Source organism: Achromobacter sp. Marseille-Q0513 (assembly GCF_018195695.1).
Classification (GTDB): domain Bacteria; phylum Pseudomonadota; class Gammaproteobacteria; order Burkholderiales; family Burkholderiaceae_B; genus Achromobacter.
On the sequence record NZ_JAGTJY010000016.1, the window covers coordinates 16,348 to 41,418 of the forward strand.

The window sequence follows — 25,071 nt, forward strand, 5'->3', positions numbered from 1 at the left end:
CGCCAAATCGAAGCGGGCCGGCGTCGCCGGCCCGCCGTGACGCGGAATCAGGCCTGGGCGGATGCCTTGGCCTTGGCCTTGGCCTGCGCCTGGGCTTCCGGCTTGAGTTCGCGCCGCAGGATCTTGCCCACGTTGGTGCGCGGCAGGTCCTCGCGGAACTCCACGTAGCGCGGCACCTTGTAGCCGGTGAGCTGGGTGCGGCAATGGGCGATCAGCGTCTCGGCGTCCAGGTTCGGATCCTTGCGGATGACGTAGAGCTTGACCGCCTCGCCGGAGCGTTCGTCCGGCACGCCGACCGCCGCCACCTCGCGCACGCCGGGATGCAGCGCGGCCGCGTCCTCGACTTCGTTCGGATAGACGTTGAAGCCGGACACCAGGATCATGTCCTTCTTGCGGTCCACCAGGAACACATAGCCGGCTTCGTCCACGTAGCCGATATCGCCGGTGCGCAGGAAGCCGTCCGCGTGCAGCACCAGCGCGGTCTCGTCCGGGCGCTTCCAGTAGCCGCGCGTGACCTGGGGGCCGCGCACGCAGATCTCGCCGCGTTCGCCGATGGGCAGTTCGCGGCCCTCGTCGTCGCGGATGGAAATGTCGGTGGACGGCACCGGCAGGCCGATGGAGCCGGTGAATTCCTTCACGTCCAGCGGGTTGATGGTCACGGCGGGCGAGGTCTCGGTCAGGCCATAGGCCTGGGCCAGCGAGCGGCCGGTGACGGCGCGCCAGCGGTCGGCCACCGAGCGCTGCACCGCCATGCCGCCGCCCAGCGTCAGGCGCAGGCGCGAGAAATCCAGCTTGGCGAAATCGGGATGGTTCAGCAGCGCGTTGAACAGCGTGTTGACCCCGGTGAAGGCGCTGACCGGCGCCTTGGACATTTCCTTGATCAGCCCTGGGATGTCGCGCGGATTGACGATGAGTAGGTTGCTGGCGCCGATCTTCATGAACGTCAGGCAGTTCGCCGTCAGCGCGAAGATGTGATACAGCGGCAGCGCCGTCACGATGAGTTCTTCGCCGTCCCGGACCAGCGGCCTGACCCAGGCGTGCGCCTGGCTGACGTTGGCCATCAGGTTGCCATGCGATAGCATGGCCGCCTTGGCCACGCCGGTGGTGCCGCCCGTGTATTGCAGGCAGGCCAGGTCGTTCTGGTTCAGCTCGACCTCGGTGAAGGGCAGGGCGCGGCCGGCGCGCAGCGCCTGGCCCAGCCGCTGCGCGCCGGGAATCGACCAGGCCGGCACCATGCGCTTGACGCGCTTGACCACCAGGTCGACCAGCCGGCCCTTGAGCGGGCCCAGCAGTTCGCCGATGGAGGTGACCAGCACGCGCTCGATGGCGGTCTTGGGCAGGGCCTGCTGCAACGTGGCGGCGAAGTTGTCCGCCACCACGATGGCGCGCGCGCCCGAGTCGGCCAGCTGGTGCTCAAGCTCGTGCGCGGTGTAGAGCGGATTGCAGTTGACCACGACGCAGCCGGCGCGCCAGGCGCCGAACAGGCAGACCGGATATTGCAGCAGGTTGGGCATCATCAGCGCGATGCGGTCGCCCTTGCCCAGCCCGTTGGCGTGCAGCCAGGCGGCGAAGTCGCGCGTCAGCGCGTCCAGCTCGGCGTAGCTGATCGACTTGCCCATGCTGATGTACGAGGTCTTGCCGGCATATTGCCGGCAGCTGTCCCGCACCACCGTCACCATCGTCGACACGCCGTCGAGCTGGATGTCGGTGGGCACGCCGGGGGGGTAGCTCTTTTGCCAGATTCGTTCCATATCGTTGGGGATTCCGCCTAGTTGCCCAGCAGGGCCTTCTTCAGAGAGGACTGCGACGGGTTTTCGCCCAGCCATACGCGCAGCAGGGCACGGGCGAAGGCGGGATCGTCGATGCGTCCGCGCGCCTTGCCGTTGTCGCTGACCGACACGCCCTTGGCGTCGAAGTCCAGGTCGATCACGTCGCCTTCCTTGGCCGAGCCCACGCTGGCCATCAGGGCCGAGAGGCGTTGGGCCGGTTCCTTCAGCGCTTCCAGCTCCTGCTTGGGCGTATTGTCGCGCAATCCGTCCTGCAGCGCCCCGTCCAGGCTCTTGCTGTCGACGTCGCGCAGCATGTGCAGCCGCATGCGGCGGGGTTCCGCGCTATTGACCAGCGCGGCGGCGTCGCTGGTCTTGGCGGTCGCGTACAGCGCGGCCACGTAGACCTTCACGACGAACTTGGTGCGCACGCCGGCGCCGTTGAGCACCAGCGCGCGGCCGCCCTCGGACAGCTGGTCCGGGACGCGCAGGCCGCCGACTTCGACGTCGGCCGCCAGGGCCGGGGCGCCCGCCAGGGCGGCGGCCAGGATCAGGCTCAGGGCGGCGATTCGCCCTCCGGGGATGCGATGCATGTGTCACCTCCTTGGGTCTTCTGCTTGTAGAACTTCTTGTTTGCGATATAGATCGTTCGTTCCACGACGGCGTAGACGACACCGTCCTTGTCCTGCAGTTCCACCGTGTACGTCCGGGTGGTTTCATGCTCGCGCGCCAGGATTTCGCGGATTTCCGCGATTTCCCCGGCAGGCAGGCGGAAATCCACGTACAGGGTGGTGTAGGCGGGCTTGCGGTAGCGGATGGACGCCGCCTTGTCCCACACGATGTGATCCGAGCCGAGCGCGGACATCAGCATCGTGGGGTGGGCGCCGTCGGTCACCGCGAACAGCGAGCCGCCGTACATCGAGCCAACGATATTGCGGGTGCGCCGCAACAGCGGCAGCTTGATCCGGATGTGATGAAAATCCGGAGATACGTGCAGCACCCGCCCGCCGGTGGCGCGGAACGCCGGATGCAGGTTGAACCCCACCCGCATCAGCCGCGCGCGCCATTCGGGGGACAGGCGCTTGAACCAATAAGGCTTCACTGGATACCCGCCGTCCTACAGCGCCTCGAACAGGCCGGCCGCGCCCATGCCGGTGCCGATGCACATCGTCACCAGCCCATGCTTGCCGCCGGTGCGGCGCAGGCCGTGGACCAGCGTGGCCGTGCGGATCGCGCCGGTGGCGCCCAGCGGGTGGCCCAGGGCGATGGCGCCGCCCAGCGGGTTGACCTTGGTCGGGTCCAGCTTGAGTTCGCGCATCACCGCCAGCGACTGCGCGGCGAAGGCTTCGTTCAGTTCGATCCAGTCCAGCGCATCCTGCGCGATGCCGCCGCGCTCCAGCACCTTCGGGATCGCGGCCACCGGCCCGATGCCCATGACCTCGGGCGGCACGCCGGCCACGGCGAAGCTGACGAAGCGCGCCAGCGGTTGCAGGTTGAATTCGCGCAGGATGCGGTCGGACACCAGGATCACGGCGGCCGCGCCGTCGGACATCTGCGAGCTGTTGCCGGCCGTGACACTGCCGCGCGCGGCGAACACAGGGCGCAGCTTGGCCAGCGATTCGGCGCTGCTGTCGGGGCGCGGACCTTCGTCTGTTTCCACCAGCCGGCGCGCCACGCGCACCGCGCCGTTGGCGTCGGGCAGGTGCGACACCACCTCGAAGGGCGTGGTCTCGGCCTTGAAATGGCCGGCCGCGATGGCGGCGCAGGCCTTCTGGTGCGAGGCTAGCGCGAAGGCGTCCTGATCCTCGCGCGACACCTTCCAGCGCTCGGCGACTTTCTCGCCGGTCAGGCCCATGCCGAAGGCCATGCCCAGGTTTTCCTCGTGCGCGAAGATGGCCGGGTTCATCGACACCTTGTTGCCCATGATCTGCGGCATGGCGCTCATGGACTCGGTGCCCGCGCCGATCATGATGTCGGCCTCGCCGGTGCGGATGCGGGCGGCGGCGTCGGCCACCGCCTGCAGGCCGGAGGCGCAGAAACGGTTGACGGTGACGCCCGCCACGCTCTGCGGCAGCCCGGCCAGCAGCAGCCCGATGCGCGCGACGTTCATGCCCTGTTCGGCCTCGGGCATGGCGCAGCCCGCGATCACGTCCTCGATCCGGGCCGGATCCAGCCCCGGCGCCTGCGCCAGCGCCCCATTCAGCGCCGCCGCCAGCATATCGTCCGGCCGGGTGGTCGCATACGCGCCATTGCGCTTGCCCACCGGCAGCCGCGTCGCGGCAACGATATACGCGTCTTGAATTTGCTTGCTCATCTCATATCCTCAAATATTCATGGACCCAAACTCTCCCAACCCACAACGGCGCCCCACGATCGGGGCCGCGCGGATCCGGCTCCGCCGGTCCGCAGCCGGCGCCCCTGGGGGAGGCGCCGAAGGCGCTCGGGGGGGCTCAATTCCGCAGAGGCTTGCCGGTTTCCAATGTGTGGCGGATGCGGGCCTGGGTCTCCTGCGTGCGCAGCAGCGCCACGAACTCCTTGCGCTCCACGGTCAGCAGCCATTCCTCGTCCACGCGCGTGCCGGTCTCGATCTCGCCGCCGCACAGCGCCACGGCGGCGCTGCGCGCTACGCGGTAGTCGTGCGCGCTGATCATGCCGCCCTCGCGCATGTTGACCAGCATCATCTCGAAGTTGGCGATGCCGTTGCGGCCGGCGACCGGCACGTTCTGCAGCCTGGCCGGCGGCACGTAGCCGGCCTGGGCGGCGGCGCGGGCCTGGCCGATGGCCACGAACAGCAGCTCGTCCGGATGGAACAGCACGATGTCCTGCTCGCGGGCGAAGCCGGTTTCGATGGCCTCGCGCGCGCTCTTGGCGACCTGCGCGGTGGCGATGGTCTGGAAGATCGGCTGCAGGAACGGGAAGACTTCGCCGGGCGTGGCGGTCTTGGCCGCCAGCGCGGCCGCGCGGCCGGCGAATTCCTTGCTGCCGCCGCCGGCCGGGATCAGGCCCACGCCGGCCTCGACCAGGCCGACGTAGCTTTCCAGCGCCAGCACGCGGTGCGAGGCATGCATCAGGAATTCGCAGCCGCCGCCCAGCGCCATGCCCTGCACGGCGGCGACGGTGGGGATCTGCGCGTACTTGAAGGCCTGCGAGGCGCGCTGGAACTTCTCGACGGTGGCTTCCAGCATGTCCCACTGGCCGGCGGCGCAGGCTTCGACCACTTGCTGCAGGTTGGCGCCCACGGCGAAGGGAGCCGGATGCCAGATGACCAGGCCGTCGAACTCGCGCTCGGCGCGGGCCACGGCCTGCAGGATGCCTTCCAGCACCTCGGCGCCCAGTGTGTGGTTCTTGGAGATGACCGACAGGATGGCCACGCCCGGATCCACCTCGGGCAGGTTCCACAGGCGCACGCCTTCGTTCTCCCAGACGGTGACGCCGCGGTTGTCGGGCGCTTCGCCGAACACGCGCTCGGGATAGATCTGGCGGCGGTACACCGGCAGGGCCGAGCGCGCATGCAGCTTGCCGCTGCGCGCCGAGTACGAACCCTCGGGCGCGTGCACGCCCTGGCGGGCGGGCTCCAGCGCCCAGGCGGGCAGGGGACTGTCGCTCATGGCGCGGCCGGCGGCGATGTCCTCGGCCACGGCCTGGGCGATCTGTTGCCAGCCGGCGGCCTGCCAGGTCTCGAACGGGCCCTGGGCCCAGCCGAAGCCCCAGCGCATGGCCAGGTCCAGGTCGCGGGCATTGTCGGCCACGTTGGCCAGCTGCGCGGCGCTGTAGTGGAAGATGTCGCGGAACAGGCTCCACAGGAACTGGGCCTGCGGATGGCTGCTGGCGCGCAGCGCGGCGAAGCGCTTGGCCGGATCGCGTTCCTTGAGGATCGCGGCCACTTCGTCGGCCAGCTTGCCGGCGCCGGGGCGGTAGTCTTGGGTTTTCAGGTCCAGCACCTGGATCTCGCGGCCGGCCTTGCGATAGACGCCGGCGCCGCTCTTCTGGCCCAGCGCGCCCTTGGAAATCAGCGCGGCCAGCCACTCGGGCTGCTTGAAATAGCGGTGCCAGGGATCGTCGGCCAGGTTCTTGTCCATGGTGCCGATCACGTGCGCCAGCGTATCCAGGCCGACCACGTCGGCGGTGCGATAGGTGGCGCTCTTGGGACGGCCGATCTTCGGGCCGGTCAGCGCGTCGACTTCGTCGAAGCCCAGGCCCAGGCGGGCGGTGTGGTGCATGGCCGCCAGGATCGAGAACACGCCGATCCGGTTGGCGACGAAATTGGGGGTGTCCAGCGCGCGGATCACGCCCTTGCCCAGCGTCGACGTGAGCCAGGTTTCGAGCTGGTCCAGCACGCGCGGTTCGGTGTGCGAGGTGGCGATGATCTCGACCAGCCGCATGTAGCGCGGCGGGTTGAAGAAGTGGATGCCGCAGAAGCGGTGGCGCAGCTGCTCGGGCAGGGCGTGGCCCAGCGCGTCGATCGACAGGCCGGACGTGTTCGAGGCGATGATGGCGCCGGGCGCCACGTGCGGTGCGATGCGCTCGTATAGCGCGGTCTTCCAGTCCATGCGCTCGGCGATGGCCTCGATGATCAGGTCGCAGCCCTGCAGCCGTTCGATATGGTCGTCATAGTTGGCGGGCTGGATCAGGGCCATGCGCGCGGCGCCGGCCAGCGGCGCGGGTTCGAGCTTCTTCAGGCCGGCCAGCGCCTTCTTGACGATGCCGTTGCGGTCGCCTTCTTTGGCGGCGAGATCGAACAGCGTGACGGGCACGCCGGCGTTGGCCAGGTGGGCGGCGATCTGCGCGCCCATGACGCCGGCACCCAGCACGGCGACGTGTTTAACGACGAACTTGCTCAAGGAAGTCTCCAAAAAATGCCCAAGGCTGTGCGCCTTGTTGCGCTTGCCGTCCCCGTGCAAGAAGGGACATGTTGCTCCGGTCCTTCACGAAACGGGCGCCACCCGCCGCGCATACAACGGGTGGCCCCTATTCCTGTCCAAACCGCGCGGAGCCGGCTTTGCCGGTCCGGTCCGCGGCGGCGCCCTTGATGCGGAGCGCATGGCGCTCCAGGGTGGGCAGCCCTTAGAAGCGCGACGAGACCTGCAGGCCGAAGATGTGGCCGCTGCTGTCGTAGCTGCCCGCCACGCGGCCCTTGGCCAGGGCGTTGCCCGAGTTCGTGTCGATGTACGTCTTGCGCAGGTACAGGTAGGTGTAGCCCACGTCCAGCGTCGTGTTCTTGGTGGCCTGCCACTGCACGCCGGTCGAGAACCAGTAGCGGTCGTTGTCCGGCAGCGAGGTGGGGCGGTCCTGTTCCTTGTGGACCGGCGACTGGTCATAGGCCAGGCCGAACTTCCACTTCCAGTCGGGCGCGAACTTGTAGTTCGCGCCGACGGCAAGGCGCCACGTGTCGCGGAAGTTCAGCGGCAGCTCGTCATCCTTGGCGCCCGTGCCCGAGTTGCGGATCTTCAGCGCGGGGATGCTGCTCCAGCCGGTCCAGGAGATGTCGCCCAGCAGTTCCCAGCGCTCGTTCAGCTGGTGCGTGGCGCTCAGGATCAGCGTGTCCGGCAGGTCCACGTTGGCCTTGGCGTCGAACGACACGGATTGCCGGGTCGGCCCGATGTTGTCGATGTCGGTACTGCCCTTGGCCGTCTGGCGGATCTTGGAGCGGTACGACAGGCCGATGCGGGTGTCCTCGGTGGGTTGCAGCATGAAGCCCACGTTCCAGCCCCAGGCGTCGCCATTCATGTCGAGGTCGGCATCGCCGTTGGTGAAGACCGGACGGCCGGGCACCGGCAGCTGAACCACGGTCTTCTTCTTGTAGTTCGCGTCGATGCGCTGCCAGTTCAGGCCAAAGCCCATCGAGAACTTGTCGTTGACCTTGTAGGCCACCGAGGGGTTCACGTTGATGGTCTTGATGTCGAACTTGTTGGAGTGGTATTGGCCGGCCCAGCCCTCGTCGTACTTGGTCATCAGGCCGAACGGCGCGCCGATGCCCAGGCCGATGAACCACTTTTCATTGAGCTGCAGCGAGGCGTACATGTTCGGCACCACGCCGAGCTTGCCGGCGTCGCCGCCGTTGCCGCCGGTGGGAGCCGCGCCGCCCAGGCCGGAGCCGGGTATGCCGGGCACGCCGGGATTGCGGCTGTTGCCGTTGTCAGAGAACTTGAACGAGGGCTTGATCAGGTTGACCCCGCCCGAGAAGTTGAAGCCCGGCAGGTACGTCATGCCGGCCGGGTTGTAGTAGATGATGCTGGCGTTTTCCGGATTTGCCGCCGAGCCCGCGTACGCGTTGCCCAGGCCGCTGGCGTTCTGCTCCAGGAGCTGGAAGCCGGCGGAGTGGGCGACGGTGGACGCGCCCAGGCCGGCCACGATGACCGACAGGGTGCTCAGGGACAATGAACGTCTGCTCATGGTACTGCCTCCTCGTGTTGGATAGGTGTCGTTATGGCACTGCCGGGCTCGGCGGCCCGGTCTATCGGCGTGAGCCGTATTTCTTCTACCGCGCTACGTATTGGTCCTGCCTTGGTAATGCAAGGGACCGCCCGTGAAGGGGGCGAATCCCGTTCCGAAAATCACGCCGGCGTCGGCCAGGTCGGCGTCGGCGACGATGCCCTGGTCGACGCGCTGCCGGGTCGCGTCGATCAGTGGCTGGATCAGGCCGGCCGCGAGGCCGGCGGGGGCGGCGGACGCCCCGGGTTTGTCCTTGACGGGCTTGCCGTCGCGCCAGGCATAGAAGCCCTGGCCGGTCTTGCGGCCCAGCTGGCCGCGCGACAGCCGTTCCGCCAGGCAGCGCGGCGGCTCCTGGCCGCCGGCCAGTTCCTCGCCGGCGGCGCGGGCGATGTCCAGGCCCACGGTGTCGGCCAGTTCCAGCGGTCCCATCGGCATGCCGAAGGCCACCAGGGCCGCGTCGATCGCGGCCGGTGCGACGCCCGCGTCCACGCTGCGCATGGCCTGCAGCATGTAGGGCGCCAGCACCGCGTTGACCAGGAAGCCGGGCGCGCTCTTGACCGGCAGGGCGAGCTTGTCGATCTGGCCGACGAAGGCGCTGGCGCGCGCCAGCGCATCGGCCGCCGTGCCGTCGGCGTGCACCACTTCCACCAGCGGCATCTTGGCCACGGGATTGAAGAAGTGGATGCCGACCAGACGCTCGGGCCGCGCCAGTCCCGCGCGCAACGTTTCCAGAGACAGGCTGGACGTATTGGTGGCCAGCACCGCATCGGGCTTCATGCGCGGTTCCAGCGCGCGGTACAGCGCGAGCTTGGCCTCGGGCTGTTCGCTGATGGCCTCGATCACGATGTCGGCCAGCGCCGCGCCGGTGCCGGCGGGATCGGGGATCAGGCGGTCCATGGCGGCGCGGGCCGCGCGCGGATCCTTCAGGCGGCGCGCGTACAGCGTCGCGGCGCGCTTGATGGCGGGCGCGATGCGGGCCATGTCCTGGTCCTGCAGCGTGACCGTCAGGCCCTTGTAGGCGCACCAGGCGGCGATGTCGCCGCCCATGACGCCGGCGCCGACCACGTGGATCCGTTGCGCCGGGGCGGCGCCGGGCTGCCGGCCGTTGGCCTTGAGCCGCTCCTGCAGGCGGAACACGCGCAGCAGGTTGCGGGCGGTGTCGGACGCGATGATGCCGTCGATCAGCGAGGGCGCGCGCTGGGCGTCGCCGTCATGCCGTTCCCACAGCGTCACGATGGCCGGCGCGGCGGGATAGTGGCCCAGGGGATCCTTGGCCGCGATCTGCTTGCGCGCGCGGTTGGCGACGATGGCCTTGAGCGGCCAGCGGTTGGTCCAGGCGGCCAGGCCGCGCGCCTGCCGCGCCGGCTTGCCGGACAGCACCGTGGCGCGCGCGGCGGCTTCCAGCAGGCGCGGCGGCACGCGCGCGTCGGCCAGGCCCAGCGTGGCGGCGCGGCGCGCGTCGGCGCCTCGGCCGGTGAGCATCATGTCCAGCGCGGCCGGCGCGCCGATCAGGCGCGGCAGCCGCAGCATGCCGCCCCAGCCGGGAAAGATGCCCAGCATGACCTCGGGCAGCGCCAGCGACACGCCGGGCTGGTCCGCCACGAGGCGATAGCGGCAGGCCAGCGCCAGTTCCAGGCCGCCGCCCAGGCAGTGACCCTGGATCAAGGCCAGCGTGGGATAGCGCACGGCGGCCAGCCGGTTGAACAGGTTCCAGCCGCGCGCCACCAGCGCGCGGCCCTGCTCGGGCGTGTCCAGGCTGGCGAATTCATTGACGTCGGCGCCCACGATGAAGCCGGTCGGCTTGCCCGAGCGGATCACCAGGCCCTTGGGCGGGTCCTTGTCCAGCGCGTCCAGCACCAGGGCGAGTTCCGCCATGGTGTCGGCCGACAGGGCATTGACCGCGCTGGCGGCGCGGTCGAAGGTCAGCCAGGCCAGGCCGTCGGGGTCGCGCGCCAGGCGCCAGTGCGAGAGGGTGTCCAGTGCGCTCATCGGGCGGTCTCCGTGGTACGCGTCGAGGCGGTGTTGCGGCTCATGCGCGCTCCTCCAGGGTTTCGACCAGCATGGCGCCGCCTTGGCCGCCGCCAATGCAGATGGCGGCCATGCCGCGCCGCGCGCCGCGCCGCTTGAGCGCGTCCAGCAGGTGCAGCACGATGCGGGCGCCGGACGCGCCGACGGGATGGCCGATGGCGATGGCGCCGCCGTCGATGTTCAGGCGATCGGTGTCGAGCTGGCCCCAGGCCGGCGTGCCGAAGTGCTCCTGGCAATAGGCCTCGTCGCGCCATGCGGCCAGGCAGCCTAGCACCTGGGCGGCGAAGGCCTCGTTGATCTCCCACAAGTCCAGGTCATTCAGGCCCAGGCCGTGGCGCTGCAGGATGGGCGTGGCGGCATGCACCGGACCCAGGCCCATCTGTGCCGGATCCAGGCCGGCCCACTGGCTGTCGACGATGCGGCCCAGCGGACGCAGGTTCCAGCGCTGCAGGGCCTCTTCCGAGGCCAGCACCAGCATGGCCGCGCCGTCGGTGACCTGCGAGCTGTTGCCGGCGGTGATGTTGCCCCAGGGCTTGTCGAACACGGGCTTGAGCTTGGCCAGCTTTTCCGGAGTGGAGTCGGCGCGCACGCCGTCGTCCTCGGGATAGAGCGTGCCCTTGGCGTCGATGATCGGCACGATCTCGGCCAGGGCGCCGGCGGCGCGCGCCGCCAGCGCGCGCTGGTGGCTGCCGGCCGAGTAGGCGTCCATGGCGGCGCGGTCGATGCCGAAGCGGGTGGCGATGTTTTCGGCCGTCTGGCCCATCGACAGGCCGACCACGGGATCGGTCAGGCCTTTCAGCAGGCCGATGACGGGCGCCAGGTTGCGCAGCTTGAAGCGGCGCAGCGCGGACAGCTTGGCGCCCAGGCCGCGCGCGGCGTACCAGCCGGACAGCCAGCGCACCATGTCGTCCGAGAACAGCAGCGGCGCGCGCGACAGCGCGTCCACGCCGCCGGCAACCACCAGCTGTGAACGGCCCGACTGGATGTTGGCGATGGCCGAGTCCAGCGCCTGCATGCCCGAGGCGCAATTGCGCATCACGGTCCAGCCCGGCACGCGGTTGCCGCAGCCCAGGCGCAGCGCGATCACGCGGCCGATGTTGACTTCGTCGGGCGAGGGCGCGGCGCAGCCGATGATGACCTCGTCCACCTCGGTGGGCGAGAAGGGCTGGCGCAGCAGCAGCGCGCGCCCGGCCTGCACGGCCAGGTCGCCCGCCGAAAACGGGCCGGGACCCGTGCGCGCCTTCAGGAAAGGCGTGCGGGACCCGTCCACGACATATACCGGTTTGAATGCCATCCGTGCGTCCTCGGTGCTCATGCGGCCCGGCGCTCGGCGGCGGGACGGATCGCGCCCGCGCCAAGATCGAAGGGGAAATCGTCCACCTTGACCACGGTATCGCGCAAGGTGTTTCTGCGCTTGACCACGGCGTATTCCTCGTCGGTCAGGCCGCCGGCCGCATAGGCGGCGTCGGCGATGTCGCGCACGTTGGCCTGCGGATTGCCGTCCAGCGCGCCGCGCTTTTCCAGCTCGCGGATCTTGGCCTCGATGGGTTCGGCTTCCAGCGTGGCGGCCAGCGCCAGCTCGATGGCGCCCACCGGCTCGTCGGCGGTGGCGGGCAGGTGGCAGCCGGCGGTCAGGCGGTCGCGGGCGGCGCCCGGGTTGATCAGCAGCTTGGCGACCTGCTGGCCCAGTTCGTCCGAGGGCAGCGATTGCGGATGGCCCCAGGGGAAGACGATGCGGCGCAGGCCCCAGGCGACGAAGCGGTTCGGGTAGTTTTCCAGCACGCCGTCGAAGGCTTCCTGCAGGCGGAACAGCGTGTCCTGGATCGACCAGTGCGCCAGCGGTGCGTCGGCGGCCTGGCGGCCTTCGTCCTGGTAGCGCTTGAGCGTGGCGCTGATCAGGTACATCTGCGACAGGATGTCGCCCAGGCGCGCGGACAGGCGCTCGCGGCGCTTCAGGCTGCCGCCCAGCACCAGCATGGAGGTGTCGGCCAGCAGCGCGAAAGCGGCGCTGTAGCGGCTGAGCTGCTGGTAGTAGCGCTTCATCTCGGGTGCGACGTCGGCGTTCACGCCGACCAGGCGGGCGCCGGTCAGCGCGGTGCCCAGCGCGCGCAGCTTGTTCTTCACGACGAAGCCCACGTGGCCCCAGAAGGCGCGGTCGAAGTCATGCAGCCCTTGCTGGCGGTCGGACGATTGCGCGGCCTGCATCTCGGCCAGCACGTAGGGATGGCAGCGGATCGCGCCCTGGCCGAAGATGATCAGGCTGCGGGTCAGGATGTTGGCGCCTTCCACGGTGATGCCGATGGGGATCTGCTGGTAGGCGCGGCCCAGGAAGTTGGACGGTCCCAGGCAGATGCCCTTGCCGCCGATCACGTCCATGCCGTCGTTGACGACCTGGCGCGCGCGCTCGGTGACGTGGTATTTGACGATGGCGGAGACGACCGAGGGCTTTTCGCCCAGGTCCACCGCGCCGGCGGTCATGCTGCGCGCGGCGTCCATCATGTAGGTGTGGCCGCCGATGCGCGCCAGCGCTTCCTCGACGCCTTCGAACTTGCCCACCGGGGTGCGGAACTGACTGCGCACGCGGGCATAGGCGCCCACGGCGCGGGCGGTCAGCTTGGACATGCCGGTGTTGGAGGACGGCAGCGAGATCGAGCGGCCGGCCGCCAGGCATTCCATCAGCATGCGCCAGCCCTGGCCGGCCATGGCGGGACCGCCGATGATGAAGTCCAGCGGCATGAACACATCCTGGCCGCGCGTCGGGCCGTTCATGAACATGGCGTTCAGCGGGAAGTGGCGGCGGCCCGTGTCCACGCCGGGGTGGTCGTGCGGCACCAGCGCGCAGGTGATGCCCAGGTCCTTCTCGTCGCCCAGCAGGCCGTCCGGATCATAGAGGCGGAACGCCAGGCCGAGCAGGGTGCAGACCGGCGCCAGCGTGATGTAGCGCTTGTCCCAGGTGACGCGCATGCCGACGACTTCGCGGCCCTGCCATTCGCCCTTGCAGACGATGCCGCTGTCGGGAATGGCGGCGGCGTCCGAGCCGGCCCAGGGGCTGGTCAGCGCGAAGGCCGGCACTTCCTCGCCGCGCGCCAGGCGCGGCAGGTAGTGGTTCTTCTGCGCATCGGTGCCGTAGTGCAGCAGCAGCTCGGCCGGGCCCAGCGAGTTCGGCACCATGACCGACACGGCCAGCGCCGACGAGCGGGTCGACAGCTTGGTCACGATCTCCGAATGCGCGTAGGCGGAAAAGCCCAGGCCGCCGTAGGACTTGGGAATGATCATGCCCAGGAAGCCCTGGCTCTTCAGGTAGTTCCAGACATCGGCGGGCAGGTCGAAGCGTTCCTGCGTGACCTCCCAGTCATTGACCATGCGGCAGGCTTCTTCGGCCTGGTTGTCCAGGAAGCGTTGCTCATCGTCGGACAGACGCGGACGCGGATAGGCGTGCAGGCGGCTCCAGTCGGGACGGCCGCGGAACAGCTCGCCCTCCCACCATACGGTGCCGGCCTCGAGCGCGTCGCGCTCGGTGTCAGACATCTGCGGCAGCACCTTGCGGTACATGTTGAAGATCGGGGCCGACAGCACGGCTCGCCGCAAGGGACGCAGCCCCAGCAGGACCACGGCCAGAAGCGCCAAGACGAGCAGCGCAAGAAGGATCGGGTGCATTTTCTTGTCTCCTATCGCAATGTTCGGCCCGTTGCCGGGGGCCTAACAGGATGGCCGCTGCGGCAGCGGCGCGCGCAAGCCCCCGAGCAGGAAGCTCATCAGGCGCGGCAGCAGCAGTTCGGGATTGTTGGGTTGTTCGGCTTCGTCGATGACCCAGCCGGTGACCGAGCGCAGCAGGTCCGTGCCGATGATGGCGTAGGACGTCGCGCCCAGCATGAATTGAAAGCGCCACATGATTTCGGCGCGCGGCACGTCCGGCAGCGCCGCGAACAGCGCGTTGCGGTAGCGGTCCAGCACGTCCGCGTATTCCTCCGCGAACAGCGCGCGGATGAAGTCCGTGGGGTCGGTCATGGTGCGTTCGAGCAGCGGCAGGAAAGTGCTGCCTGCCTGCTCCGGGTCCGCGGCCAGGCGCAGCAGCGTGCCGAAGAAGGCGTCAACGATTTGCGAGGGCTTGAGCGGCTTGCCCTCGGCTTGCGCTTCGAGCTCGTCCAGCAGGCGCATGCGCTCGCTGTTGAGCACGGCCAGGCGGCGCTTGAGCACCGCCTGCACCAGCGACTCCTTGGAGCCGAAGTGGTAATTCACGGACGCGAGATTCACGCCGGCCGCGCCAGTGATCTGGCGCATCGACGTGCCGTCATGACCCTGCTGGGCGAACAACGCCTCGGCAGTGTCCAGGATGGATTCCCGGGTTGAGGAGGATCTGAGTTCTTGCATGAGGTTGAATTCAAACGTTCGTTTAAATTTAGTATGCGACAGATTTTCGGCCAGAGCGAGTCCCTGCAATCCCGAATAGGGTTTACCCCAGGGGAATGGGATGAAGCGGGTGGATGCCGTCCGGCGCGTACCGTGCGCGGCGCGCTGCCACGTCCGGATGGATGAGCGCCGCTAGCGAACTTGGCCGAGGCGGGCGCGGCTGAAAGGCGCGCCATGCGCCATTTGGCTTCGTGCGGCGGTCCTAGGCTGAAAGCTCGCTGGAAGATGCCTGCGAAACGTTTCAGTATCCGCAGGAAGGCTGTGTAGCCATGCCCCATGGTTGCGCCGCCAGCCCGCCGGCTGGCGGCGGCTGGCCCTTGCCCCGACACAGGAGCTGGAACAATGAAGACCTACAGAGTGGGACTGCTGGTCGACCGATACGAGCAGCCCGGCTGGATGCATGAATTGGTCGAATGGCTGGCGCACAGCCAGGACTTCCAGATTGCTGCCCTGCTGGTGGTCGGCCGCGCGGGCGTGGAAACGAAGGCGCGTTTCGGCGCCAGGGCTTTCTTCGGCGCGCTGTCCCGTTTCGAGTCCCGGCTGCTGGGAGCCAAGCCGCGCGCGCAGCTGGCCTGCCGCGACCTGCGCGAACATCTGCCCGGTCCCGATACGGAGATCGTCGAGATGACGGCGGGCAGCGGCGCGGAGCGGCTGGCGCCGCCGGGGCTGGACCTGGTGATCGTGCTGGGCGCGCCGCCGGTGCCGCGCGAGCGGATCGCGGGTTGGGCGCGGCAGGGCGCTTGGCAGTTGAGCTATTCCGACGTTGCCGTTGCCAGCGGCAGTTATGCGGGATTCTGGGAGGTTTATCAACGGGCGGATCACACCACGGTCAAGCTGTGGCGCCTGGGCGCGAGCGAGGATGAGGACGAACTGCTGGACCAGCGCAGTTTCAACACCGAGATCTTTTGGCTGAAGAACCGGGCGCGCGCATTCTGCCTGGGCAACTTCATGGTCCGCGACGCGCTGCAGGCGCTGGCGCGCGCGCGCCGCACGCCGCCGGCAGGCATGCAGATCATGAGCGGGGAGCGGCGCCGGGATCCGGCGGCGTGGGACGGCGCGGCGTATGTCGCGCGCCAGGCCTGGTTAATGGCTGATTTTATTGTGCGGCGCATCATGAAACGCAACGTGCGCTGGCGCATAGGCCTGTTTCCGTCGGGCCGCCAGCAGGCGGTGATATCCGAAGCGATTGTGTTGCAGCCACCCAAGGGCAGGTTTTTCGCCGATCCCTTCGTATATACCCACGATAAGAAGCCCTATATATTTTTCGAGGACTATGATTTCTCCTCGCGCAAAGGGACGATCTCTGTCGCGACCTACTCCGACGGGGCTTTCCGCCTTCTGGGGACGGCGCTGAACCTGCCGTACCATTTGTCGTTTCCGTATATATTTGAATATGATGGCGTCACCTACATGGTGCCGGAAACTTGCGGAAATCGCAGCATAGAATTATGGAAATGCACGGATTTTCCATTGAAGTGGGAGCTTCAATATAATCTGATGAGTAATGTTTCCGCTGTCGATACGATAATATTCAAGCATGGGGAATACTGGTGGCTGCTGACCAATATCGACAGGACGGACGGGCAGAGCCATTGCGACGAGCTGTTCGCGTTCTTCGCGGATTCGCCGCTCTCCACCAACTGGCAGCCGCATGCCTGCAACCCCATCGTGCGCAACCCGATGCGGGCGCGCAACGCCGGAATCGTTGTCTCTCCTGGCGGAGACGTCATCCGCTGCGCGCAGTACCAAGGCTTCTGCCACTACGGCAAGGGCGTGTCGCTCAACCGGATCGAGCAGCTGTCGCCATACTCCTACGTCGAGGATGATGGCGAAATACACTACGCCAGTTTTCTGAGACGGCGTCATGCTTCGATGCACCATTGGCACCATCAGGGCGGTCACACGGTATTCGACTTCGCCTATATGGAGTAAATGACCGGGCGCCTGAAAAAATAAAAATGTTACCTATATTGCGATTAATCGGCCCATCTCCCGGGGCGTTGTATCCGGCGCAACATATCGATAATTCTTGCCACGCCAGCCTGGCGCCGCGGCAGGCACCAAGATGGTGCCGTCTTCATCCCTCAAAGCTTGCCAGCAGCCGAATTCCAGGCTGTCATTAGGCTTTCTCCGCCTATGGGAAGGCCTTTTCCCCTCTATGAAACTCCGCGTAAACCCTAGCGTCGAAATGGATGAGAACGTGTTTTCATCCTTATTTATGAGGGCGATTAAGGCTAACGATTGATTTCTGTTTTTATCGGATTATATCGCCCTGAAACGTCTTGATTTTGCAAATCCCGAACCATAAGATGGACTCATGCCATCCGCCGTATTGGTGGCTACCAAAGTCTCCCAGCCAAAATACCCGGATGCGATGTATTCACATATTCCGGGGCGCCGCGGACCCGCTTCGCGGGGCTGGAAAATAAGTCTTCAGTACAGCGAAGATCCCTTCTAGGCCTGTCTAGTAAACCGGGAGGACATCATGGCCAAGATGGTCCTGATTGAAGCTCATCCGCTGCTGCGGCTGGGTTTGTGGCAGATTCTGAGCAAGTTGGATGACGTGTGGGAGATCGAGGGGATGGGCCTGGCGGACGTATCCAAGGCCGATGGCGTCCATGCTGGCGCAGACCTCCTGATCTACGGACTTCCGGTGGATACGGATGAGGCCTGGAGCGCGTTGCATGAGATCCAGCGCGTGCTCACCCCCAAGCGCATCCTGCTGTTGACCGATGTGATGCCCTTGCCGATGCCCGTCCAGGGCCTGCCCGGCGCCAGCGTCTACGGCTGTCTGATGAAGACCGCGTCGGTCGAGATCCTGGAGGCCGCGATCCGGCTGGTGATGGCGGGCGGACAGTGCTTCCCCAGCGAACAGGCCTTGCAGACGCCCGCCCAGGCGATCTGCGCGTTGCCGGCGCATGACGCCGACGACGCAGCGGCCAAGGGCGCCATGCCGATCAGCGCGGGCGCGCAATTGCTGCAGATCACGCCGCGCCAGTACGAGGTGCTGGTGTTGCTGGCCAGGGGCTATCCGATCAAGACGGTCAGCCGAATGCTCAACATCTCGGTCGCCACCGCCAAGACGCATGCCTGCACGCTCTATCAGCGCCTGCATGTGAAGAACAAGGGCGAGGCCGTGTACGCAGCGTTGCAGCGCGGCGCCACGCTGGAATGGCACGAGCCCAACGGCAGGGAAGTCGACGCAGGACAACTGTACGGCCGCAAGGCAGGCTGATACCGCGCGCGCCAGCTGCCGACCCGGCAGGCAGCCTGGCCCGACGCGATGCCGCCCCGCCTTCCCTCCTAGTGCATTCATCGCAGTTCCGCCTGCATTGCGCAGCGCCTCAGTCCTCCCCCAATCATCCTCCTGAACGAGATTCAACGGCGATAGCCGCTGATAGCATGGTTCGTGTCCGCAAGTGCGGGCCGGGACGGCGACCCACAGCACGCCGCCCGGGCCGCAGCAGCGGACGGGATTCCCGTGAACCGCGCCGTTGCGCGGCCGCGCGCGCATCGCGATCCGTCGCGCGTACGACATGGGAACCGCATTTGGGCCCTGTGTCGCAAGGTTCCATCCGGGATGACAACCGTTCTAATCGAAGACTATGCGCTGCTTCGCGTCGCCATCCAGCATGTGCTGGAACGCGTGCGCAAAACGGACGACATCCTGGCGATCTCGCCGGCCCAGATGCTCAACCTGCCCAATTCACTCAACCGCCCGGTGGAAATGCTGGTGGTCGGTTGCGGCGGCATCGCCGAGAACGATATCGCGCTGTTGACGCAGGCCATCGCCTTCTTCGGACCCAGGCTGGCGATGGTGCTGTATTCCGTGCTGGATCAGGGCGTGATGGCGGCTTGCGCCCGCGCGGGCGTGGCCGGCTATCTGCCCAAGGCCTCCAGTCCCGACGCCCTGGCGGCCGCGGTCAGCCTGGTCCAGGCGGGAGGCGAATGCTATCCGCAGCCTGCCGGCCGGCCGCTGCCGCGCACCGCCGCGCCGGCGCTGGAGCTGCGCGAGCTGACGCAGCGGCAGGCGGAGATCCTGCAGCTGCTGGTGCAGGGCAAGACCATGCGCGAGATCGGCGAGCAGGTGGGCATATCGGTGGCCACCGTGAAGAGCCATGCGCGCACGCTGTACTGGAAGCTCAATGCGCGCAACCAGGCCGAGGCCGCCTATGTCGCCGTGCAGCTGGGACTGGTCAGCGGCGTGGGCCTGCCGCCGACGCCGCGCGAACCTTCGGAGTGATCGGACGGACGCCGTCAGGCGTCGCGGGCACGCGAGGCTTGCGTCCTGCCTTGGACGGCAAGCGCCGTCAGCTCGCGCTCGGCCGCGCCCAGCACCGCATCCACGTGCAGATGAGCCAGGGCATGGCGCCGCGCGGCCTGGCCCAGCGCGGCCCTGGCCGCGCCGTCTTGCGCCAGGCGGAGCACGGCCTCGGCCATGGCGGCCGCGTCTTCGGGGGGCGTGAGCAGGCCGCAGCGCGTGATCACGCCCGCCAGTTCCGTGCCCGGCGCCGCGCCGCAGACCACCGGACGGCCGCTGGCCAGCATGCCGGTCAGCTTGGACGGCATGACGAGGTCGGCCGCGCCCGCGCGCTGCGGCAGCAGATGAATGTCCGCCATGCACAGCAGCGCGCCCAGGCGCTCGGCGGGTTGCAGGTCCAGGAAGCGCACGCGCGCCAGTCCGGCGCAGCGCGCCTGCAGCGCGGCCCGCTCCGGTCCCTGGCCGCAGAACACGAACCATAGCCTTGCTTCGCCATCCAGAAGGCGGGCGACGTCGGCCAGGATCTGCAGCCCTTGCTTGCCGCCCATGTTGCCCGAATACAGCGCCACGATCGCGTCGGCGGGGATGCCGAGTTGCGCGCGGCAGGCGCCGCCGTCCAGGTCCGGGGTGATCGCGTGCGCGTCGATCCAGTTCGGCAGCAGCACGGCGCGGGCAGGCTCCACGCCCTTGTCCACGGCCAGCGCCAGCATGCGCTCAGAAATGGTGGAAACGCGGTCGAAGCGGCGCATCAGCCAGCGCTCGGCCCGGGCGACGGCGCGGCGCAGCCACGCGCCCTTGAGCAGGCCCAGTTCGAACGCGGCGTCCACTTCGTAATCCTGTACGTGCAGCCAGGCGCGGGCGCCGCACATCCTGGCGGCCAGCCAGGCCGCGGGCGCGCAGAACAGCGCCGGCTCGACCACCAGGATGACGTCGGGCCGTGCGACGGCGGCGCGCAGCAGGCTGGGCAGGCTGGACAGGGCGAAGCTGGCCAGGTGCAGCAGGCGCTTGGCGCCGCCTGGCCGCGCCGGCACCCACAGCGGGGCGCGGCGCACGGACACGCCGGCGCGTTCCTCGCGCGCGTAGCGTCCTGCGCGATAGCCGTCATGCACCCGCCATTGCGGATAGTAGGGCGGCGCCGTGACCACGCTGACGCTGTGTCCGCGCGCGGCCAGCCATTCGGCCATTTCCGCGCTGTACTTGCCGATGCCCGTCAGCTCGGGAGCGTAGTTGATGCCGTAGATCAGGATCTTCATGCGCGCTCCGAACCGCGCGGCCGCACTGGCCGGCAGGGCGTGCCGTGGCAGATCATGGCGGGCGGCAGGCTGCGGAAGACGGCGCTGCGCGCGCCCACCACGGTTTCGCGGCCCACGGTCACGCCGGGGGCGACGAACACGTCGGTGGCGACCCAGGCGCCGTCCTCGATGCGCACCGCGCGCTCGCGCAGCGGGAAGTCGGGCTGGTCAGGGTCGTGGTCGGCGGCGCACAGGTAGCTGCGCTGCGACACCACGGCATGCGCGCCGATGTGCACCGGCCCCAGGCTGTAGATCACGGCGTCGTCGCCGATCCAGGCGTGTTCGCCGATGTCGACCTTCCACGGATAGGTCACGGTGGCGCTGGGCCGGATCAGCACCTTGGCGCCGACGCGCGCGCCGAACAGCCGCAGCAGCCAGCGCCGGAACCCATAGGCGAACTGTGGCGACCAGCGGAACAGGGAACCCTGGACCAGCCACCAGAGCTGCACCGTCAGCGCCGAGCGGCCGCGCTGGCCGGGCGCCAGCTTGAACTGGTCCAGCCGCTGCAGCGCGCAGGGCGGGTCGCCGGCGCGGTGCGGGGCATCCGCCGCATCCGCCTCGCGCGCCGGGCCGGCGTGGAATCGCCGGGCGGGGATCATTTTGCCGCTCCCGCCACCACCTTGTCGTCGCCATCCTCGGCGCAGGCCTGCCGCGCCTTGCGGATTTCCTCGGTCTTGATGCGGATCTGCCAGTAGTACATGGCGCGCGCGACCGCGTAGTCGAAGCCGGCCTTGCCGTCCAGGAAGCCCAGGCGGAACACATACGAATGCAGGAAGGAGATCGGGGCCTTGAACGGCAGCGCGTGGAACAGCCGCTTGAGCAGCGCGCGGCCGCCCAGGTTGGCTTCGCGCGGATCGTTCATCAGGCCCTTGACGCGCAGGCTCGCCTCCCAGTCCGAATAGCGGTTGTGCTTGTCGAAGTAGTGGAACAGCGAGTCGTGGTCGTTGTGGACCATGGGCTCGCGCAGCGCGAAGGTCTGCCCCCGGACCTGGGGCTGGTAATGGCCCTCGACTTCCCACATATGGGCCACGTCCAGGTCGTCGTAGTCCAGGAAGCGCGAGCGGTCGCGCGCCAGCAGCGCCAGCTTGTAGACGCGGTGACCGTGCCGCAGCTTGCGGCCGCAGAACACATAGTCGAAGGGCACGAAGGCACCGCCGGCGCCGGCCTCGAAGCGTGGCAGGCTGGCGCGGATCTCGCGCGCCAGCGCCGGCGTCATCTCCTCGTCGGCGTCCACATACAGGACGACCGGGTGCGAGAACGGCAGCTGCTCCAGGCACCATTGCTTCTTCTTGGGATACTTGCCGTTCCACTGGAAGTCCACCACCTTCGCGCCCAGCGAGGCGGCCAGCGCGCAGGTCGCGTCGGTGCTGCGCGAGTCGATGACGAAGACTTCGTCGAACTCGGCCAGCGCCTTCAGGCACTTGGCGATGTTGCGCTCTTCGTTCTTGGTCATGACCACAACGGATACCGGTATTTTCTGCATGATGCGATCCAGGTCAGGGCGCGCCACGGCGCATCAAGGGCTGGAACAGCGCAATGACGTCGCGGCAGTGCCGGTCTAGGGAAAATGCGTCGGCGCGGGCCGGCCCGTCGGCGGCCAGCCGTTCCCGCGTCGCCGTGTCGTAGGCCAGGCGCCGGACCGCCGCCGCCAGCGCCGGCGCGTCGCCGACCGGGACCAGCAGGCCGTAGCGGCCGGCGTCCAGGATCTCGGCCGGGCCGTGCGGACAGTCGGTGGAAATCACCGGCACGCCCAGGCACAGGGCCTCCACCAGCACGTTGCCGAAGCTCTCGCGCACGGAGGTCAGGGCGAAGGCGCCGGCCCGGGCGATCGTGGGGAAGGGGTTGTCGATATGTCCGGCCAGGCGCACCGCCGAACGCGACGGCCGCGCGTCGATGCGGCGCTGCAGGGCCGCGTGCTCCGAGCCTTCTCCCAGGATGGTGAAGGCGATGCGCGGATCGTCCAGCAGCGCGGCCGCGTCGATCAGCGTGGCGTAGTCCTTGACCGCCTCCAGCCTGCCGACCGCGACGACCTGGTACGGCTCATCCGTGGCGGGCGCCGCCGGCGGCTTCGGCGCGGCGCTTTGTTCGCGCACGTCGTCCAGCGGCACGCCGTTGTAGATGGTGTGGACCTTGCCGCGCAGCGGCGGGAACATGCTGACCAGGTCTGCCTTCACGCCTTCCGAGACGCCGACCACGGCGTCGTGGCGGCGGTAGGTCTGGCTGACCAGCCAGTACTTCAGGCGGCGCATGCGCGAGGCGCCGTAGTGGATCGCGGGGCTGCTGTGCTCGAAAGCCACGATGGCGAAGCGGCCGCGCAGGATCTTGCGGGCGGCCACCGCCAGCATGTTGCACAGCAGTCCGTGCGAGCAGACGATGGTCGGCTTGTCGCGGCGGATCTGCGCCAGCAGCCTGGCGAAGGCCAGCGGCAGCGCCAGCCGCAGCGCCATCGGCGATTCCATGACCGGCAGCGCCTTGACCACCTTCGGATTGTCGATGGGGTACTCGCGGTTGCGGGCGCGCAGCAGGAACAGCGAGGCATCGACGCCGTGGGCGGGCAGGCCGTCGGCGATGAAGGCCACGCATCTTCCCACGCCGCCGTGCAGGTCCGGCGCGACAAACATGACATCAGGCATGGGGCAGCACTCGCGTCAGGGTCCGGCGTGGCGCGTCCGGACGGTTGCTGGGGCCGGCGGGATCCAGCACAGGCACCGGCATGGCCCGCGCGTTGCGCAGCAGGGACAGGCAGTAGCACAGCAGGAACCCGGTGAAGGCGGTCTTGGGCGCATAGGCCAGGCCGCCCGACATGGAATCGATGAAGATGTAGATGGGCACGGTGGCCAGCAGGTAGCGCCGGTGCAGCTCCAGGCCGGGATGCGCGTAGCGCCGGAACAGCGACAGCAGCAGGATCAGCAGGGGCGGCAGCATGATCATGACGGTGCCGACCAGGCCGAACTTCATCAGGTAGAAGGCCCAGGAGTTGTGCGCGAAGGTGCTCAGCTCGAAGCCGTTCTCGCCCATGACCCAGCTGCGGAATCCCGCGCCCTTGCCGAACACCGGGCTTTGCGCGAAGAAGTCCATCTGGCCCTGCATCTCCTGCACGCGCGCGCCGTAGCTGGAGTCCTCGTCCAGCCGTTCGACGCTGAAGATGCGGTTGGTCAGCACGTCCAGGTAGCCGATGCTGGCGAACACCAGCACGCCGGCGACGGCGGCGGGCGCGAAGATCAGCACCACGCGGCGGCGCACCTCGGAGCCCGACGCCAGCATCATGGCCAGCAGCAAGGACACGGCCAGTTGCAGGTACTGGCTGCGGTTCAGCGAGAACACCAGCGCCAGCAGCATATAGAGCGTCAGGGCGTAGGCCTTGGGGCCCGAGATCTTGAGCGTGCGCCGGAAGTAGAGCAGCGACACCACGCCCAGCGGAATGGCCCAGACGCCCAGCCGGACATTGCGCACCGGGTTGGCGATATTGAAGCCCTGCAGCTGTTGCAGCAGCATCAGCGTGGCCACCGTCAGGCAGGCGGCGATGATGTACTTCTGCAGCACGGCATAGGCATGCGGCGTGTCGATGTCCTTGTAGCAAAGAAAGGGCGTGCAGAGGAAATAGAAGACGATGCGCAGATCGCGCGCCACGTCGCCGGTCTCGATGCCGGGATGGTCGATGGACACCAGCAGCAGGTAGGCCACCGACAGCACCTGCGCGCCCAGCAGCAGGCCCAGCGTGCCGCGCGGCAGCGCGTAGGCCGCCGGATCCGCCAGCCGCATCGCCTTGACGACGAGGATGGCGACGAAGATGACGTCGAAGGGCGACAGCTTGAAGCTGCCCACGCCGAGGATGAAGCTGTCGTCGTTCAGGGCCAGCGCCGTGAAGGCGAACAGGCCCAGCAGATGCAGGGTGGAAAGGTGGCGGCTGGGCATGGCGGCGGCTCCGTGGCTCAGGGCGGATGGCGGATGGCGCGCCTAGTGCGCGGTCCAGTCGTCGCGGCCCAGCAGCCGGGTGGCAAGCTTTTCGAACAGGTAGGACAGGTCGCCCTGGCGGGCATGTGCCGCCACCTTCGAGGCGCGGCAGGACAGCTGGAACAGCCTGCCCAGGCCGGGCTCGCTGTTGCGGATGCGTTCCACGATCTGCTTGCGCTCTTCCAGCAGCACGTCCTGCATCAGCGCGGTCTTGGTCTCGTCGTGCACGGTGTACACGCCCATGGCCTCGGGAACGATGACGTTCTTGCCTTCGCGCAGCAGGCGGCTCCACAGTTCCAGGTCCATGCAGTAGCGCATGCTCTCCTGCAGCAGGCCGTGTTTCTTCAGCAGGTCGCGGCGGAAGATGGCGGACTGGTTCGGAATGGACGCCTTGACCACGGTCAGCGTGCCCCGGCTGACCGGGGTGTAGTGGATCTTGCGGAAGATGCGGTTGTCGGCGTCGGCCACGAACAGGTTGCCGCTGACGATCGGCGCCCGGCCGCGCGCGGCCGCCGCGCCCAGCTTGCGCAGCGCGCCCGGGAAGTACAGGTCGTCCGAGTTCTGCCAGCCCACGTATTCGCCGGTGGCGCGCTCGAAGCCCTTGTTGATGGCATGCGACTGGCCGCGGTCGGGCTGGCTTTCCCAATGGGTCAGGTAGCGTTCGTACTTGCGGATGATGTCCACGCTGCCATCGGTGGAGCCGCCGTCGATGATGATGTATTCCAGCCGCGGATAGCCCTGGTTCAGCACGGACAGGATGGTCCGTTCCAGGAAGCGGGCCTGGTTGTACGAGGGCGTCACGATGCTCAGCTTGGGCAGCAGGCCGCCGGCGATGGGCGAGGGCGGACGCAGCTCGCGGACGAAGTCGACCAGCTCGCGGGTACATTCGTTGTGGCGCTTGCTCATGTGGGGCCTCTTCCTGGTTCGG

General features: G+C 68.2%; 19 protein-coding genes. 3 read left to right on the forward strand and 16 right to left on the reverse strand.

From position 1 onward, the window contains the following. Nucleotides 1-47: 47 nt before the first annotated feature. The 10 genes from KDH83_RS05910 to KDH83_RS32470 all read right to left on the reverse strand — a co-directional run bounded on the left by KDH83_RS05910 (nucleotide 48) and on the right by KDH83_RS32470 (nucleotide 14,597). A complete protein-coding gene (locus KDH83_RS05910) occupies nucleotides 48-1,751 on the reverse strand; it encodes an AMP-binding protein (protein WP_212313484.1) in 1,704 nt (567 codons plus the stop codon). 17 nt (nucleotides 1,752-1,768) lie between these two features. Further along, a complete protein-coding gene (locus tag KDH83_RS05915; RefSeq protein ID WP_212313485.1) occupies nucleotides 1,769-2,359 on the reverse strand; it encodes a chalcone isomerase family protein in 591 nt (196 codons plus the stop codon). Continuing rightward, the gene (locus KDH83_RS05920) at nucleotides 2,323-2,868 is read right to left on the reverse strand and encodes a DUF4442 domain-containing protein (protein WP_212313487.1); all 546 of its coding nucleotides are present in this window, start codon (nucleotides 2,866-2,868) and stop codon (nucleotides 2,323-2,325) included. Before KDH83_RS05920 ends, KDH83_RS05915 begins: the two co-directional genes overlap by 37 nt. Before the next feature lie 15 nt (nucleotides 2,869-2,883). After that, a complete protein-coding gene (locus KDH83_RS05925; RefSeq protein ID WP_212313490.1) occupies nucleotides 2,884-4,080 on the reverse strand; it encodes an acetyl-CoA C-acyltransferase in 1,197 nt (398 codons plus the stop codon). Nucleotides 4,081-4,216: 136 nt separating this feature from the next. Next, complete coding sequence (locus KDH83_RS05930) at nucleotides 4,217-6,607, reverse strand: 3-hydroxyacyl-CoA dehydrogenase/enoyl-CoA hydratase family protein (RefSeq protein WP_212313492.1); 2,391 nt, start codon at nucleotides 6,605-6,607, stop codon at nucleotides 4,217-4,219. A 223-nt stretch (nucleotides 6,608-6,830) separates the two neighbouring features. Then, the gene (locus KDH83_RS05935) at nucleotides 6,831-8,159 is read right to left on the reverse strand and encodes an outer membrane protein transport protein (protein ID WP_212313494.1); all 1,329 of its coding nucleotides are present in this window, start codon (nucleotides 8,157-8,159) and stop codon (nucleotides 6,831-6,833) included. Nucleotides 8,160-8,252: 93 nt separating this feature from the next. Next, the gene (locus KDH83_RS05940; RefSeq protein ID WP_212313496.1) at nucleotides 8,253-10,187 is read right to left on the reverse strand and encodes a 3-hydroxyacyl-CoA dehydrogenase NAD-binding domain-containing protein; all 1,935 of its coding nucleotides are present in this window, start codon (nucleotides 10,185-10,187) and stop codon (nucleotides 8,253-8,255) included. Between the two features lie 40 nt (nucleotides 10,188-10,227). Next, the gene (locus KDH83_RS05945; RefSeq protein ID WP_212313498.1) at nucleotides 10,228-11,520 is read right to left on the reverse strand and encodes an acetyl-CoA C-acetyltransferase; all 1,293 of its coding nucleotides are present in this window, start codon (nucleotides 11,518-11,520) and stop codon (nucleotides 10,228-10,230) included. A 17-nt stretch (nucleotides 11,521-11,537) separates the two neighbouring features. Beyond that, nucleotides 11,538-13,883: an acyl-CoA dehydrogenase gene (locus KDH83_RS05950; protein ID WP_249204881.1), complete on the reverse strand. Its 2,346-nt coding sequence runs from the start codon at nucleotides 13,881-13,883 to the stop codon at nucleotides 11,538-11,540. A 42-nt stretch (nucleotides 13,884-13,925) separates the two neighbouring features. Continuing rightward, nucleotides 13,926-14,597: a TetR family transcriptional regulator gene (locus KDH83_RS32470; protein ID WP_103275465.1), complete on the reverse strand. Its 672-nt coding sequence runs from the start codon at nucleotides 14,595-14,597 to the stop codon at nucleotides 13,926-13,928. Between the two features lie 381 nt (nucleotides 14,598-14,978). Here KDH83_RS32470 and KDH83_RS05955 point away from each other — a divergent pair, with 381 nt between their 5' ends. The 3 genes from KDH83_RS05955 to KDH83_RS05965 all read left to right on the forward strand — a co-directional run bounded on the left by KDH83_RS05955 (nucleotide 14,979) and on the right by KDH83_RS05965 (nucleotide 18,879). Next, nucleotides 14,979-16,568 (forward strand): hypothetical protein, encoded by a 1,590-nt coding sequence (locus KDH83_RS05955; RefSeq protein ID WP_212313500.1) that lies wholly within the window; start codon nucleotides 14,979-14,981, stop codon nucleotides 16,566-16,568. A 553-nt stretch (nucleotides 16,569-17,121) separates the two neighbouring features. Continuing rightward, nucleotides 17,122-17,871 carry a response regulator transcription factor gene (locus tag KDH83_RS05960; RefSeq protein WP_212313501.1) on the forward strand — a complete coding sequence of 250 codons (750 nt, stop codon included), beginning with the start codon at nucleotides 17,122-17,124 and terminating at the stop codon, nucleotides 17,869-17,871. A gap of 345 nt (nucleotides 17,872-18,216) precedes the next feature. Further along, nucleotides 18,217-18,879, forward strand: coding sequence for a response regulator transcription factor (locus KDH83_RS05965; RefSeq protein WP_212313502.1), 663 nt, complete (start codon nucleotides 18,217-18,219; stop codon nucleotides 18,877-18,879). A gap of 14 nt (nucleotides 18,880-18,893) precedes the next feature. Here the strand turns inward: KDH83_RS05965 and KDH83_RS05970 are convergent, their stop codons facing one another. Genes KDH83_RS05970 through KDH83_RS05995 form a run of 6 tightly spaced genes read right to left on the reverse strand, consistent with a single transcriptional unit; the run spans nucleotide 18,894 to nucleotide 25,049 of the window. Continuing rightward, nucleotides 18,894-20,150 carry a glycosyltransferase WbuB gene (locus tag KDH83_RS05970; protein WP_212313503.1) on the reverse strand — a complete coding sequence of 419 codons (1,257 nt, stop codon included), beginning with the start codon at nucleotides 20,148-20,150 and terminating at the stop codon, nucleotides 18,894-18,896. Continuing rightward, nucleotides 20,147-20,788 (reverse strand): putative colanic acid biosynthesis acetyltransferase, encoded by a 642-nt coding sequence (locus KDH83_RS05975; RefSeq protein WP_212313504.1) that lies wholly within the window; start codon nucleotides 20,786-20,788, stop codon nucleotides 20,147-20,149. The genes KDH83_RS05970 and KDH83_RS05975 overlap by 4 nt, the downstream gene beginning before the upstream one ends. Then, nucleotides 20,785-21,672, reverse strand: coding sequence for a glycosyltransferase family 2 protein (locus tag KDH83_RS05980; protein ID WP_212313505.1), 888 nt, complete (start codon nucleotides 21,670-21,672; stop codon nucleotides 20,785-20,787). The genes KDH83_RS05975 and KDH83_RS05980 overlap by 4 nt, the downstream gene beginning before the upstream one ends. A 13-nt stretch (nucleotides 21,673-21,685) precedes the next feature. Continuing rightward, on the reverse strand, nucleotides 21,686-22,822 hold the full coding sequence (locus KDH83_RS05985) for a glycosyltransferase (protein ID WP_212313506.1): 1,137 nt from the start codon (nucleotides 22,820-22,822) through the stop codon (nucleotides 21,686-21,688). Beyond that, nucleotides 22,815-24,104 carry an O-antigen ligase family protein gene (locus KDH83_RS05990; protein ID WP_212313508.1) on the reverse strand — a complete coding sequence of 430 codons (1,290 nt, stop codon included), beginning with the start codon at nucleotides 24,102-24,104 and terminating at the stop codon, nucleotides 22,815-22,817. The genes KDH83_RS05985 and KDH83_RS05990 overlap by 8 nt, the downstream gene beginning before the upstream one ends. Before the next feature lie 42 nt (nucleotides 24,105-24,146). Further along, entirely contained in the window at nucleotides 24,147-25,049 is a 903-nt protein-coding gene (locus tag KDH83_RS05995) for a glycosyltransferase family 2 protein (RefSeq protein WP_212313510.1), read from the reverse strand. Nucleotides 25,050-25,071: the final 22 nt, after the last annotated feature.